8 protein-coding genes are annotated in these 16,002 nt (G+C 38.0%); all 8 read left to right on the top strand.

Translation table 11 applies throughout. The features are described from left to right. Positions 1-93 precede the first annotated feature (93 nt). The 8 genes from ACZ9EE_RS13595 (at position 94) to ACZ9EE_RS13560 (ending at position 15,865) form a co-directional block, all read left to right on the top strand. On the top strand, positions 94-1,779 hold the full coding sequence (locus ACZ9EE_RS13595) for a hypothetical protein (protein WP_476027842.1): 1,686 nt from the start codon (positions 94-96) through the stop codon (positions 1,777-1,779). Positions 1,780-1,869: 90 nt separating this feature from the next. Beyond that, positions 1,870-6,651: an FIMAH domain-containing protein gene (locus tag ACZ9EE_RS13590; protein ID WP_476027840.1), complete on the top strand. Its 4,782-nt coding sequence runs from the start codon at positions 1,870-1,872 to the stop codon at positions 6,649-6,651. A 451-nt stretch (positions 6,652-7,102) separates the two neighbouring features. After that, positions 7,103-8,449 carry an ABC transporter substrate-binding protein gene (locus ACZ9EE_RS13585; protein WP_476027838.1) on the top strand — a complete coding sequence of 449 codons (1,347 nt, stop codon included), beginning with the start codon at positions 7,103-7,105 and terminating at the stop codon, positions 8,447-8,449. A gap of 58 nt (positions 8,450-8,507) precedes the next feature. After that, positions 8,508-10,346, top strand: coding sequence for a sensor histidine kinase (locus ACZ9EE_RS13580; RefSeq protein WP_476027836.1), 1,839 nt, complete (start codon positions 8,508-8,510; stop codon positions 10,344-10,346). Further along, the gene (locus tag ACZ9EE_RS13575) at positions 10,324-11,964 is read left to right on the top strand and encodes a response regulator transcription factor (RefSeq protein WP_476027833.1); all 1,641 of its coding nucleotides are present in this window, start codon (positions 10,324-10,326) and stop codon (positions 11,962-11,964) included. Before ACZ9EE_RS13580 ends, ACZ9EE_RS13575 begins: the two co-directional genes overlap by 23 nt. Before the next feature lie 18 nt (positions 11,965-11,982). Beyond that, a complete protein-coding gene (locus ACZ9EE_RS13570; protein ID WP_476027832.1) occupies positions 11,983-13,110 on the top strand; it encodes a glycoside hydrolase family 88 protein in 1,128 nt (375 codons plus the stop codon). Between the two features lie 332 nt (positions 13,111-13,442). Further along, positions 13,443-14,435, top strand: coding sequence for a LacI family DNA-binding transcriptional regulator (locus ACZ9EE_RS13565; RefSeq protein ID WP_476027830.1), 993 nt, complete (start codon positions 13,443-13,445; stop codon positions 14,433-14,435). A gap of 152 nt (positions 14,436-14,587) precedes the next feature. Further along, positions 14,588-15,865 (top strand): sugar ABC transporter substrate-binding protein, encoded by a 1,278-nt coding sequence (locus tag ACZ9EE_RS13560; protein WP_476027828.1) that lies wholly within the window; start codon positions 14,588-14,590, stop codon positions 15,863-15,865. The last annotated feature ends 137 nt before the right edge of the window (positions 15,866-16,002 follow it).

The raw sequence follows: 16,002 nt of genomic DNA, 5'->3' as shown, positions 1-16,002 counted from the left end.
AAAAAAATAGTACCTTCGTATACTATGAAAGGTGGATTCTGCCTTTTACAAAGAATAGGTTTCCTAGATTTGTAAAAGGCTTTTTTCATGTAAGTGTTAGAGAAAAAGGGGGAGAGTGACATCGGTTTTGAAACTAGAAAACTTGAAATAACTTCAATGGCGGCAGAAAAGGCGCTTCATTTGCCATTAATAAAAGAACATTATTGGTTTCTTGACGACATTCGGGATAATTTTTATTATGCCATGCATCTTTTTGCAGCAACAGAGGAAGACCGTATTTCCTTAACCATAGATAAGGAATCGGCTAAAAGATTAGCGGAAATGGTGCTAATCAATAGCATCAAACTTCAAGACCAAGATCCCAAGAGTCCTATGTTTGGCCATTGGCCACTAAGTCTTTACCCGGTACCTTTAAAGGCTGAAAAGAACACGTTACCAGTCGAGTTATTTGGCAGTTTGCTGTTACATTTTTACGAAAAATTTAAAGCTGCGTTTTCCGAGGATTTGTACATAGAGATCAACAATGCTCTCACCACTATTTATCAAAGTAAGTTGAAAGATAGAGTCCCTGAATTATTTAACCATCATGAAACGAAAATATTTGTTATTCAATTAATGTTTGGTCAATTCTTCCATGACGATGAGATGAAGAATAATGGCTATTACCATTTGAAAGTGCTATACCGCCATCTCACTGAATATGGGCTCAGAGAGTATGGTGCTTTACCGTGGTTATGGCACCGGATTCAGTCTCTTACTTTTGCTCAAGAATACATTCACGAAGAACCAATTAAGCAAGTCCTAACCGACTTATTAAACTTTTTTTGGAAAGAACGGGCGGCTTTTTATTTAAAAGGAGCATGGGTGGGCGCTCATTCCAGAGGTCTGCCACATGATATATCTAAGGATGATAATACTCTTATTGACTATATCCAGTTCGGTAATTTTCCAATGCCTTCTTCCATATCCCGGTTAGAGGGGGCGGGGTTTTTATCCTACCAAGTTCCCGAATCCATACGTGAAAGGGCATTGAATCATGATCAGCCAGTTGAGATAAAAAAGCAAATCCGTTTATATTCTGAAGAAGAAAGGACGGAACGAGAGGAACTTCATCATTATGTCTACATCACTTCTTCCTTTGCAATCGGGGGAATGTGGGAACGGACAGAGGAATATTTAAATGAGCAGCACCGCTGGGATATTTCCTTACCGGTGGAACATAACGATACCATAAATCAAGTTTATTTCTTTCATCCGGGTGAAGGATATCATTCCAGTATGGAAGACGGGCGACATCAAAGCCCCTATAGTGAAGTGCTTTTTCATAAAAATGTAGTTTGTGCTCTATATAATGATTTACCAAAGGAAACTCAATTTATTGTCGGATATCTTCCAAACGGCGAATGGCTAAAGGATGAAAAGGATCTTTATGGAAAAATTGGCGAAGTGTATGTTGCCATTCACTTAGCTAACCCTATTTCATTGATAGAGAAGGACAGTCATTTTTTAGTAAAAAGTGTTGGAAATACAAATGGGGTAGTCATTGAAGCTTTAACTACACACGAGGTTAAATCACTGAACATTCAAAATATTGGAGAATTAAAAAACTATATGGAAAGTTTTAAAGTGGATTTTAAAATTAAGGGAGGTGATGAGTTGGTCATTGATTACATAACTACGCAAGGTGAGAGGTTGGAATTAAAATATGATTCTTCACAAGAAAAAGTTACCAGATTAATAGATGACCAAGTGATGAGTTTTAACGATTATCAAATATAATTTCCCGGCTGAAAAAAGTTACTCATGACCTGTGCAGTTAGCTTATTTTAATGAAAATAATATTTTCCTATCCATTAAAGGAGGTTCAAGATGAAACGAAAGAGGAAAGTTTACTCGATTCTAGCGACGCTCATGGTTAGTTCAAATTTAATTATTCCACCAGGCATTTCTGCATTTGCAGATACGGAAACATCTGCACACATAACTAATGCTCTTCTGCAAGATGATTTTGGAGATGGTGACTATACCGCTAATCCTACCTGGACTGTAGATTCTGGCGTATGGCAGATTTCTACCGACCCTGCTGATTCAACTAATAAAGTATTGAATCAAACAGATACAAACGAGGGAATTATTAGTGCGGGAAGCCCCAATTGGACAGATTATTCTGTATCGATGCGTTTGAAGGCGCCTAGCACGGCAAATGTTTGGCCGGGAATTTTGGCACGCTTTAAGGATAAGAGTAATTATTATTATTTACAGATGCAAAAATCAAGTTTAGTCCTTACAAAAGTGATCAACGGAACCAGTACCACCATTAAAAGTGCCAGTTTTACCACGAAAGAGAATACCTGGTACACCTTAAGAATGGTAGTAGCAGGTAACTCTATCAAGTGTTATACCGTCAATAATGGAGCGGATACACTTGTCATTGATGCAACCGATAATACATTTACTAGTGGTAAAATAGCGATAAGAGATAAATGGCAGCCAGTTTATGTGGATGATGTTCAGGTCACTGCGATCACTGGGGCAGGAACAACAGCACCTGCAGGTTTCACTGCTGCAGCTTCATCTACTACTGTACATTTAAGCTGGAATGCTGTGGATGGAGCGACTGGGTATAATCTATACCGGGCTGCAAATGCTGCAGGGCCCTATGATTTGGTTCAATCCAACGTGAATGGGACATCTGTTACAGATAAAGGGCTGGACCCTTTAACGCCATATTACTACAAAATAGCAGCAGTTGGACAAGGCGGGCAATCGAGCTTGTCTGACTCTATAAAAAGTACAACAACTGAAGCAATCTCTAATCCAGCAGTGCTTTCATCTTCCAGTGTTACAGACACGGCTGCGACTCTGAAATGGGAAAGTATTAACGGGGCAAATGGTTATAATCTATATCGATCATCAACGTCCGGAAGCGGCTATTCGCTTGTTTATTCTGGTAAAGATGATTCCTTTACTGAGACATCACTAGTTACCGGTAAAACCTATTACTATGTTATGAAATTTGTTGATGGTAATGAAAATGAATCGGCAAAAAGTCAAGAAGTGAAAGTGACCACCAAGCTTGTTAAACCTTCTATTCCCACTGATCTTGCAATAGGAACAGTAACCTCCGGATCAGCAGCTTTTAACTGGAATTCAGTACCTGGAGCGGACAGTTACGAAGTATATAGGTCTGATAGCAGTAACGGCAATTATAAGCTTGTGGATGAAGTTACGACAAATACCTTTACAGATGATAAGGTATTACCAGATACCACTTATTACTATGAGGTTTCAGCAAAGAATGGGGCAGGAGAATCAGATAAATCTTCATCTATCAAGGTAACAACTGAGAGCCTTGAAGCTACTTCAATCACTGTTGACGGTGACAAAGCAGATCAGAATCCAGCCAACAACTTTAAGGGATTTGGTATGGTATCCGCTAATGGAACTTCGCGTTTGCTGCTTGATTACAAAGCCGAAAATCCAAAGAAGTATGAGGAAATCTTAAATGAGCTTTTTAATCCAGCCACAGGCGCAGGACTCAACCATTTAAAGGTGGAGTTAGGCGCTGATGTAAATACCTCAACTGAAGCAACACCAGCTACAATGCGGACAGCCGATGAAAAGGCCAATGTATTACGCGGGGCTGATTGGCATCTAGTTGCAGATGCTAAAAAGATTAATCCCAATATTACGGTTGATGCGCTTCGCTGGGCAGATCCTAAATGGGTGAGTGATGCATTTAAAACTAGCACAGATGCTGGATACCAAGCCCGTTACAAATGGTATAAGAACACCATTGATGCAGTATATGATACTTATGGGATAAAAATGGACTATATTGATCCTGATAAAAATGAAACCGGTTCACCAGATACGGCATGGATCAAATACTTTTCTCAGCGCCTAAATAGTGAATTGGATGAACGCTATGATTATAGCAAAATCAAAATAGTTGCCTCCGATGAAAATGGTACGATAAAAATAGCAACGTTAATGAAAAACGATCAAGATTTGCGCAATGCAGTGGATGTTATCAGCATGCATTATAATGCCTATGGAACTGCTGACAGTATTCTAATGAATAAGACATACGGTAAGGAAGTTTGGTATAGCGAGGGAACAGCACCGATGACATTCTCTGAATATCGGGTCAATTCTTCGAATCCTGCAGGTGGCATGGGTGGTACTAACAGTATTATTGATACTGCAAACCACTTGATTAACATGTTTTATTCAACAGATACCAAGAGCGCCTATATGACCCGTTATGAATTTCAACCAGCTATCGGCTCATTCTACGATGGCGGACAGTATTCCTCTAAAGAGCTGATTCATGCAGACAGCCCTTGGTCCGGCTATTCTTATTCCGATTCTGGTGTTCAGATGGTACGTCAATTTATGAACTTTGCTCAGACAGGATGGCAATATATTCTCGGTGCATGTTTTGGAGATGGAACCGGTGCAAACTCTATTAGCAATACGACAAATAATTACCTGACCCTTACCGATCCAAACACAGATGACTATTCCATGATTTTCACCAATGACAGTGCTGTGCCACGTAAGTATAGCGTTACGGTGAAAAACCTGAAAAAAGCCGGAACTGGCCTTAAAGTATGGGAGACAAAGGGTCCAGATTATGGACAAGCATATGATACAAACTGGATGAAACATATAGATGACATAACGCCTGCGGAAAATGGTGACGGAAGCTACACGTTTACCTATATTGTAAAACCTAATTCAATCCTTACGTTGACAACAACGAGCGGACAAAAAGAATATAAACGTGATGCTGATCAGGCAGAGAAAAATGATAAGGTTCTGCCATTGCCTTATACGGACGATTTTGAGTATAAAGATGCAAAATATACTTCGTATAGAGATGAATCGGTCTTAAACAGCAGTGAGCAAGGTTACCTTGCCAGCCGTGGAGATACGCCACGTTACACTACGGATATTGGCGGTGCTTTTGAGGTTAAAGAGGGAACTGACAATAATACTCTAGAAGCAGTAATCGACTCAAGTACTCATGCAACTGGAGAATGGAATCCTAAGCCAGGTAACGATACTGTGCTTGGAGATGATCGCTGGTCTAATTACCAGGTAAGCATTGATTTTAAACTTGATACTGCTACTTCGGGCACTGGAGCTAACTATGCTGGAATCGCTGCACGAAATCTAATTACTAGCGGTGGTGAAAATCCGGGATATATTTTCAAGGTATTTACGGATGGTACCTACCAGCTGCTTAAAGGAGGCTCTGTAAAATTATCAGGAACGATTAAGGGGTTTGACAACACTAAGTGGCACAATGAAGCTTTAAAGGCTGTGGACAATACGATTACCGCTTATGTCGACGGTGAGCAAATTGCCGAGTTTACAGATCCATCAAGTCAGTATATGTCTGGAAAAGTAGGGATTACCAGCGGATATTACCATACTCAGTTTGATAACCTGAAGGTCGTCCCGATTGAGGGATATTCAGCTTATGTCCGCAGGGTAGATGATTTGGATTCAAGTGTCCATTATCAGGGAACATGGAGTAAAAATGCTTCAACCGGCTTTGGCAACTTTAATCGGACAAATTCCGTAAGTTCTGCCGGCAGTACGATGAATTACTCGTTTACTGGAACCGGAATCAATCTTGTGGGTAACACTGGACCATCTAAGATTAATGTTACAATTGATGGAAAAGAAGTAGCCGATAATTATAGTATTTCTTCAACTGCTGACCGTGCTGCTTCTTATTTTGTAAAAGGTTTGGATTATGGGAAGCATACGATTCAGGTTCAAACAGTAAGCGGCTCATTCTCCATTGATGCCATTGAGGTGCTAGATAAATTAATTGATAATACGCCGCCAGTTACTACTGCAGAGGTAAATGGAAAGGAAAAAGACAATTGGTACAATACCGATGTTACGGTTACTTTAAGTGGAGAAGATAAGGTTACCGGTATTGATCAAACAGAGTACAGGATTGGCGAAAGTGGCGACTGGACCCCTTATAGTAAGCCCATTCTTCTTAACCGAGAAGGTACAATTTCCCTGCTTTATCGTTCAATCGACAAAGCAGGGAATATAGAAGAGGCAAAACAGCAGATAATAAAAGTGGATAAAACTAAGCCTCATTTCGAATTGTCAGTAAACGGTAAGGATCTTAGCGATGGAGAAGGCTTGGATGATTATTTGCCGCTAACCTTTAAAGCAGCCGATAATTTATCCGGTATTGCCTCTGCAACAATCAACATCGGGGGTAAAAGCTATTCGATTAATCCTCAAACGCAGAGTGTGGAGATAGATTTGTCGGGGCAACTTGGAAGTTTCACAGCAACAATTACCGAAGAGGATCATGCAGGTAATATCGTAACCGTTCCCTTTTCCTTTAAGGTCACAACTAGTATTAAATCAATCAAGCAGCTAGTTGATCGCTTTATTTCACAAGAGGAGCTTAGCGGGCCAATGATATCACAGTTAACAAGTGCTCTCGATCAGGCACAGCATCAACTGGACGTAGGCAGATCTGATCATGCGGTTAAACATATTCAAGACTTTATCGACCATCTAAATAATAAATCCTTAAATGAATATATCAGTGAAAAAGCTAAAACTATTTTAAATGCAGATGCAAGGTATCTGATAACTAAATAGTAAATGGAAGGAAATTAAATCAGTAAGCAATAGCGACTCATTCATTCAAGAAATGAGTCGTTTCTTTTTGTTTTCTTGGGAACTAAATAATAGATAAAAACGACTAAATATATAAACAGTGATATATTGTACCAAAAATGATCACTGAATAAATGAAGGTCAAATAAATGGACAGATAAATCAAAATAACGTTAAAGAAGTGTTTCATGTTTATTTTATAATAAAAAAAACAGAGTGATTCATTGTCTGACAGGATTGTTGGAGAAATGACAAATACCATTAATAATCTACTACTTTTGGCAAGAAGTGACCAATTCTCTTTTTCCGGGAGGATAAAAACATGTCAAATTTCCTGTGAAACTAGTATAATTATTTATATTAGTTGGAGAAATTTCAATAGGGATTTTTGAAAAGGCTTTCTTATGGAGCCTAGACTCCTGGGGGGAAAAGAATGAAGAAAAAAATATGGTCGTTATTTATGTGTACCGTAATATTTTCGGGTCTAGTTACGGGCTGTTCGGTTAGCGAAAGCAATGCCTCGCCAGATAAAAACAATGACAAAAAGGTTACTTTAAAATTCTATTCCCATGGAACCGAGGCAAGCTACAACTGGAAGAAGACAATCAAGGCTTTTGAGAAAAAGTATCCAAACATCGATGTTGATTTAGTCGTATTAAGTGATAAGGGAGACACACAAGAAGCAACTAAGAAGTTAGACCTTGCTGCAGCTTCGGGCGAACAGATGGATGTTCTTATGTTTAGTGAATCAGCTAGTTATGCCCAGCATGTAAGCATGGGAATGCTTGCACCCCTTGATGAATTTATAAAAGCGGATGGATACAAAGTTTCAGATGAATATAAGGTTGATACGATGGTGAACGGTGAATATTATGCACTCCCAGGCAAATTTAATCCATGGTACGTTCTGCTAAATAAAGACCATTTGGATGCAGCTGGGCTAAAGGTACCAAGGGATTGGACATGGGATGAATTCATGAAATATGCGAAAGAGCTAACAAGAGATGGGCATTATGGAACATACTTTCATGGACCACAGGATGGTAGTTGGATGGAGTATATGAGGCTTGCACTTGCAAGTGAGTCTGAAAATTCAGAATTCCTAACTGCTGATGGGAAGCCAAATCTAGACAATCCGCTCTTTAAAAAGTCACTTGAAATCAGATTAAAAATGGAGAAGGTTGATAAATCTGCTGTTCCATATGCAGATGTCATCTCACAAAAGCTTCATTACCGTGATGAGTTTTTTAATCAGGATGTAAGCTCTGTACTGATAGGAAGCTGGATGAACACAGAGCTTGCAGGTACAGACGAATACCCAATCAATTTCAATGTTGCTGTTGCTCCTTTCCCAAAAAACAAAAAAACGGATATAGGCGGTTATGCACCAGTTACAACGGACTATATGGCAGTTGCTGCAAATTCAAAGCATAAACAAGAAGCATATACTTTTATTAGGTGGTATACAACAGAAGGACAGATCGTCCAAGGTAAAAACATTCCTTCATGGAAAAAAGTTAAAAATCATGACTTAAGAAAAATCATAGACCGTATTCTTGGTGGAAGTAAGTATCCCGAAAAAGTTGATAAAGAGTCCCTTATAAATGTGTTAACGAATGCAAGGTCATCGAAGTTCATTGCACCAGCTCCTTCCCAGGCTGAAATTTATAAGGTAATTAACGAAGAATACGAAAAGTTAATTTTTGGAGAACAAGACATTGATAAAACGATCAAAGTATGTCAAGAAAGGGTACAAGAAATAATCGATAACAATCGATAAAAGATAGATTTGTACTGTGGATAAGCGCTGCTGATTTTCGATTAAAAGGACTGAGCATATGGGGAAAAAGATTCGAAATATACTGGCACCTCAATCATTTCGTTTTAAAGTCATATTTATATCAATCATCTGTCTGCTTATCCCGGCAACTATGACGTTATTTATCTATAACTATTTAACGAAAGATACGATCAAAGAACAGGCATTATCTAATGCAAATAGAGAGCTGACAATTGCAAATGAATATGTGCAAAAGCTCCTCGAAGATATGATGTATATTACAAATTTTATCCAAGTTGACGCTGAGATGAATACCCTTTTAAAAAGAAAAACAAAGAACATCTTGGAACAAACTCCCGACCAAAAATATCAAATGTTTATGGATGACAGCAAAATCAACAAAACCATTGATAATATTACATTACTTGGAGGAAAATCCTACGTTACAATCCTTCTGAAAAACGGCAAATCATATACAAACTATTCCAGCAGTGAATATCACCCGACGAATTTGTTTCATGAGAATTGGTTTAAGCAATTGAATAAAACAAAGGGATACGAGTCAGTATGGATAGGAGGCCAGCCTACCATGTTTAAATCGGAGAAAAAAATGAATCCCTATCAAGTTTCAGTTGCTCGAACGTTAAGGGATGAGAATTCAAATATTTACGGTTATGTAATTGTTACCATTATGGAAAATAAAATTAGTCAAATATTCGAAAACATGACAGGGCATGAAGAAATGGTGCTCCTTGATTCTTCCAATCATATCATTTCAAACAGAGATAACTCCAGAATTGGTAAACTATTCAGATACCGAGATCAAGTTAGAGAAAATAATTACTCAAACATTTTTCAAGTATCTAAAAAGAATTATTTAATTGCGGAGCATAAAATTTCTTTCACAGGCTGGAAACTAGTTTCTGTTATCCCATATAAACAAGCAACAAATAAAGTGAATTCGATTTTTAATAAGGTAATTATTGTTCAGATTATATTTTTCACCCTTTTTCTATTCCTAATGACCTATCTGCTGAGGACGATTACGAAACCTATCTCCCGCCTGGGGAATGTTGCAGATATTGTCCAGCAAGGAAATTTAACGATCCGTTCGCGGATTCGAGGCAGGGACGAGATAGGCAAACTGTCTGAATCCTTTGATTTGATGCTTGATCGCATTAATGAAAAGATTTATGAAATTAAAGCTACAGAGGAAAGAAAAAGAAAAGCAGAGCTGGACATGCTACAGGCTCAAATTAATCCCCATTTTCTTTTTAATGTCCTTAATTCTATTCGGATGAAGGTATTGGTAAAAGGAGATAAAGAAAGTGCCAATATGATTAGTTCGTTATCGAAATTAATGAGAATGACCATATCAAAGGAGAAAAAAATAATTACTTTTCTTGAGGAAATACAAATTGTCTTGGACTTTATAAATATTATGAATATGAGGCAAAAAGAAAAGGTGAATGTGGAACTATCGGTCCATGAAGAGACTCATACAGTACTGATTCCAAGGTTTATCCTGCAGCCAATTATTGAAAATAGTATCATCCATGGTTTGAACCAGAGTGCAGGGACGATTAAGGTAGTGACAAAAGTAAGAGAAAAAGAACTGATTATTATGATTGAGGATGACGGTCAGGGGATGGATGAAGAGACGCTGCAAAAGTTGCAAAATAAGCTTATCCTCTCAAATGACACCGATTATTCGATCATCCAAAATAAAAAAGGCTTCTCATCATTGGGGATATCAAATGTGTATGAACGAATGTATATGACCTTTGGACAGGAATTTAAAATGGAAATAAAAAGTGAAGTTGGCAAGGGAACTCAAGTCATTCTGTCTATTCCTAAAGGAGGCGGCAAGTCTAATGTACAAAGTAATGCTAGTTGATGATGATTACCCGGTATTAGAATTTTTAACAGCAACCATTGAGTGGGAGCGGCTTGGCGTAACACTTGAAAGTACGCATGAAAATGGCGCAAGTGCGTTTGAGAAAGCATTGGAAGAGATGCCTGATATACTAATTACCGATATTGGAATGCCAAAAATGAATGGTATTGAACTAACAAAGCGCTTAAAGCAATTAAATCCTAATTTACAGGTTATTATTTTGTCATGTCATTCTGAATTTGAATTTGCCAAACAAGCATTAAAGCTGCAAGTGCAAGATTATTTAGTGAAGGACATGTTTAATCCGGAAGATTTATGTGAAGTAGTCAAAACAGTAAAAGTAAATCTTGATCATCTCCAAAAGGAATCGTTAGTGCAGCTTCAGCTCCAGCATATGCTTGATAAAAATAAAGAGAATGTAAAAGAAAAGTTTATCAGGCAAACAATTAATCAATTCCATATCTCTGAAAAAGATTGGCTGCTAGATGCTAGTGCCCTTGGATTACAATTAGCGAAACACAAATACACTGCAACACTAGCATTCGTTCATGATTATCAATTAGTTAAACAGAGGTACCTCTCCGAAGATAATTTGATTTTTGCAATTAATAATATATTAGAAGAACATATTGCTGAATCTAACTTGGATGCCGTTCACTTTTTTTTAGCTGCAAACCAATTGTTTTTGTTTTTTCCATGTGATAAATCGTTGAAGACAGGTTCCTTTGATCAAATAAATGAAAAGATAAAAAAAATTCAAAAGGTGTTAAAAACCTATTTGAACATTGATTTATCCTTTTTGATAGGAAAAGACTTTTCATGCCTTTCAGATATAATGCAGGAGTTGTCTCTATTGCTTAATACTAAGCATCAGAGTTTTTACATGCAGCCAGGAACTATTTTAAACAGGGGGGACATTCAAGCAGTTAATGAGGATCTTTTTTCAAGATACGATGAAGTTTCATCAGACTTCAAGGATTTATTGTTAATGAAGGAAGAGAGTATGATTGTTCCAATTGTGTCTAAATGGATCAAATACCTCGAGGAAAAGAAATTTCCTCCGGAGTTAGTCAAAGAATGGATCTTGAAACTATTGTTAGATCTAAAGGTTAAATTGCATGCTCTTCAGTTTTTCCGTCAAGATCATGATGTTGAATGTCTGCATCAAGAGATTATTATGTGTAATTTTTTATGTGAAGTAAGGGATTTATTAATTGATTATTTCAAATCATTATTATATCTATCAAATGAAGTTTACAATCAGACAAAACGAACGGAAATCTTGGACGCGATCAGTTACGTCTCTATGAATCTGGAAAAGAAAATTAGCCTGGAAGAGGTGGCCGGGTATCTGTTCTTAAACCAAAGCTACTTTAGCCGTTTGTTTAAGAAGGAAATGGGAGAGACCTTTGTAGAATACGTTACAAAAATGAAAATTTCCAGAGCTAAAGAATTACTTGAACAAACCGCCGACTCGGTAGGGAAAATTTGTGAACGCCTAGGCTACGATAATCAAAGCTATTTTATCAAGCTATTTAAAAACCATGTTGGGATAACGCCGATCGAGTATCGGGGCGGAAGAGTCTCAGCGGTGCAAAAAAAAGAGTTGCCAATTTGATTGAGAAAGGTGAAGAAAATGACAGAACAACAATTGCAATGGGTAAATGAGGCGTGGCAGCAAGTTACAAACAAAATCGATAGAACAAGCAAAAGAATAGGGGCCAATTTCCCACATGCAAGTGTAAAGGGAGAATATACCCTTGAGGAACCTCATTGGTGGACAGCTGGTTTTTGGCCTGGTTTGCTTTGGCTGGTTTATCAGGATACGAAGAATCCTGATTTAAAGAAACTGGCAGAGGAATGTGAGGGCAGGCTGGATGCTGTCCAACATGAGTTCTATAAGCTCGATCACGATATGGGCTTTATGTGGACCTTAACGAGTGTCGCTAGATATAAGCTCTTGAAGGAGGAGGAATCCAAGCGTCGCGCACTAGTGGCTGCGAATCTCCTAATGGGGCGTTTTAATGCAAATGGAAACTTCATCCGGGCTTGGAACCCGTGGCATGAAGGAGAAGACAATAGAGGTATTGCAATTATTGATTGCATGATGAATTTGCCACTTCTTTTTTGGGCAACCGAAGAAACAGGTGACCCAAGGTTCAAAAGTGTTGCTAGAAGGCATGCTGATATGGTCTTGGAGAATTTTATCCGGAGTGATGGCAGTGTTCATCATATTGTCCGCTTTGACCCTGAAAGTGGGCAGAGAATTGAGGCATTGGGGGGACAAGGATTTGCCCCAGATTCAGCTTGGTCAAGAGGAACCGCTTGGGCGATTTATGGTTTAACATTAAGCCACCATTACACAGGAGAAGCCCTATACTTGGAAACAGCCAAAAAGGTGGCTCATTTCTTTATTTCCCACCTTCCAGAAGATTTCGTTCCAGCCTGGGATTTCCGTCTTCCTGCTGATATCAATTCTCCAAAGGATTCCTCTGCGGGGGCGATTGCAGCATGCGGGCTCCTGTTATTAGCAAATAAAGTCACGAAGGCAGAGTCGCCTGCATATCAAAGGGCCGGAGAGAAAATCCTCGAATCGTTATACAAAAATTATGGTGATTGGGAAGGTGCAGAGGAGGGGTTAATCTTGCATGGTACAAGTCATTTTCCTGAAGGGAAATACATAGATAACTCACTGATTTATGGAGATTACTATTTTGTTGAAGGTCTTGCGAGTTTAAAAGGGTACAAGAAGCTATTCTGGTAGGATTAACAATCCACTTTAATAAGTACGAAATCTGGGGAGAACCATTCATAAAGGACCCCCTGCTCATGCAGATCAACATTGACGATTTAAATGTAAAATTAACAGGATTTATTAATAAAAGTTTGTAAGAAAAGAGTCTATTCATGAGGCTCTTTTTTATTTTACTCTCCGATATAGAAAAACCCAAATCACTCGAAGGGGTTGACCACTTTAAGAAAAACAAGTAAAATACAAGTAAAATGTTTTACTCTTTCACAAAAATACTATCGGATAAATAGTAAAAATAATAAATGCGCATATAGGCGACAATAACAAAAGTGGGGGTGGATAGAATGGCAACAATAAAAGATATTGCTGAAGAGTCGGGTTTTTCAATCTCAACCGTTTCGCGTGTCTTAAATAATGATCAAAGCCTTTCTGTACCTGATGAAACAAGGGAAAAAATATATGAAATTGCTGAAAAACTAAACTATCGTAAGAAAACGGTAAGGCTATTAGTAAAGAATATTGCCTTTTTATACTGGTTAACAGACATTGAAGAATTAGAAGATGTTTATTTTAAAACGATGAGGATTGAAATCGAAAAGTGGGCCAGTAAATATAACATCGAGCTAACCACATATAAAATAAGCGACGGAATAGAAAAAATCCCTGATACGATCGAGGGCTTTATTGCCGTAGGTATGTTTTCAGACAAAGAATTAGCCTATTTACGAAAAATCACGACAAAGGGAGTGTTTCTTGATACAACACCAGACCCGAATCATTATGATTCCGTTCGCCCGGATCTAGTTCAAATCACGAAAAGAACAGTAGACTTTCTTATTGAAAAAGGCCATCATGATATCGGTTTTATTGGCGGTACCTATCATAATCCTAATACAGACCTTGATGAAATGGATATTCGTGAACAGACGTTTCGTGCTTATATGACGGAGAAGGGATTATTGGAGGAGCGAAATATCTTTTGTCACAGAGGTTTCTCTGTCGAAAATGGTTACCGATTAATGACGGATGCTATTAATAAGCTCGGTGACCAATTACCAACTGCCTTCTATATCGCAGCAGACCCGATCGCTGTCGGTTGTCTCCAGGCCTTAAATGAACACGGAATCGCCATACCTAATCGCGTAAGCGTTATCAGTATTAATAACATAAGTATCGCTAAATATGTTTCCCCGCCATTGACTACCTTTCATATTGATTTAAAGGAAATATGTAAAAACGCGATTGAATTACTGCTGGAGCTAGTGTTAGAAAAACGTAAGTCCGTTAAAACCTTATATTTAGGTGCGGAATTAGTCGTTAGAAAGAGCACGAATTAAATTAGTAAAAATCATTAGCTTAATTTACGGAATATTTTTCGTAAAAATATTTACTAACTTTAGTAAAAAAGTTGTTTACACTTTTCCTTCTAGGTGATATATTATTCTTGTAAAACGCTTTCACCTAAATGACTTGAAAGGACGAAATAGATATGAAAAATTTTAAGAAATACGCTGGAATCGTCAGCGGACTTGCATTGAGTTTCTCTTTAGTTGCTTGTGGACCACAGGATAGCGGAAAGTCAAGCTCAGATACTTCTAAGTCTGATAATAAAACTAAGCAGTTATTAGTTTGGGAAGATCAACAGAAGGCAGCTGGTATCAAAGATGCGATTGCTCAATTTGAAAAAGACCATAACGTAAAGATTAAAGTTGTTGAAAAGCCATATGCGAAACAAATTGAAGGTCTGCGTTTAGATGGTCCAGCTGGGACAGGCCCAGATGTACTGACAATGCCTGGTGACCAAATTGGAACAGCTGTAACAGAAGGGTTGATTAAAGAGTTAAACGTAGGTGACGATGTTCAGTCAATCTATACCGATGTGGCGATGCAATCACAAAAAGTGGATGGTAAAGTTTACGGACTTCCAAAAGCAGTCGAAACCACAATGCTTTACTATAATAAAGATCTAATTGCAGAAAAAGATCTGCCAAAAACACTTAATGAATGGTACGAGTATGATAAGAAAGTAACTAAAGGCGGCAACTATGGATTCTTAGCCCTATTTGACCAGATCTATTATGCTCAAAGTGTTATGAGTGGTTATGGCGGCTACATCTTTAATAAAGATGATAAAGGAAATTATGATCCAGCTAACATTGGTATCAATAATAATGGTTCTGTACAGGGTGCAGAAATTATTCAAAAGTTCTATAAAGAAAAATTATTCCCTGCCGGTATTATCGGTGCGCAAGGTATTAATGTATTAGAATCATTATTTACATCCGGAAAAGCTGCAGCGATCATTTCTGGTCCATGGAATATTGAACCATTTACTAAAGCAGGCGTGAATTATGGTGTAGCGAAACTTCCAGCCTTAGACAATGGTAAAAACATGAGCGCATTTGTTGGTGTGAAAAGCTATAACGTAAGTGCTTATTCGAAAAATGCTAACCTTGCACAACAGCTAGTTGAATTCTTAGCTAACAAAGATAATTCTAAGAAACGTTTCGAAATTACAAAAGAAGTTCCTGCTGTTAAGGATTTAGCGAATGACCCAGTCGTAACAGAGAGCGATGCAGCAAAAGCGGTTGCTGAGCAATCTCAATTCTCAGAATTAACACCAAATATTCCTGAGATGAACGAAGTTTGGACTCCTGCTGATGCAGCATTACAAACAATCGCAACAGGTAAGGCACAGCCAAAAGCAGCCTTAAATCAAGCTGCTGAAACGATTAAAGGACAAATTAAAGCAAAACACAGCAAGTAATTAGGTATGAAGAATGGTGTCAAACGCCTAATGATGTTTGACACCATTTGTTTTCTAAAGAATTCGAATAGTGTCTAGCTTCAACGCTTGCCCCTCGGGGTAATAAGTTAATCGCTTTGGAAAGGCAAAAAGCTCCT

The sequence above is a fragment of the Bacillus sp. URHA0034 genome (assembly GCF_056280405.1).
This window is presented reverse-complemented; position numbering and strand designations above follow the sequence as displayed.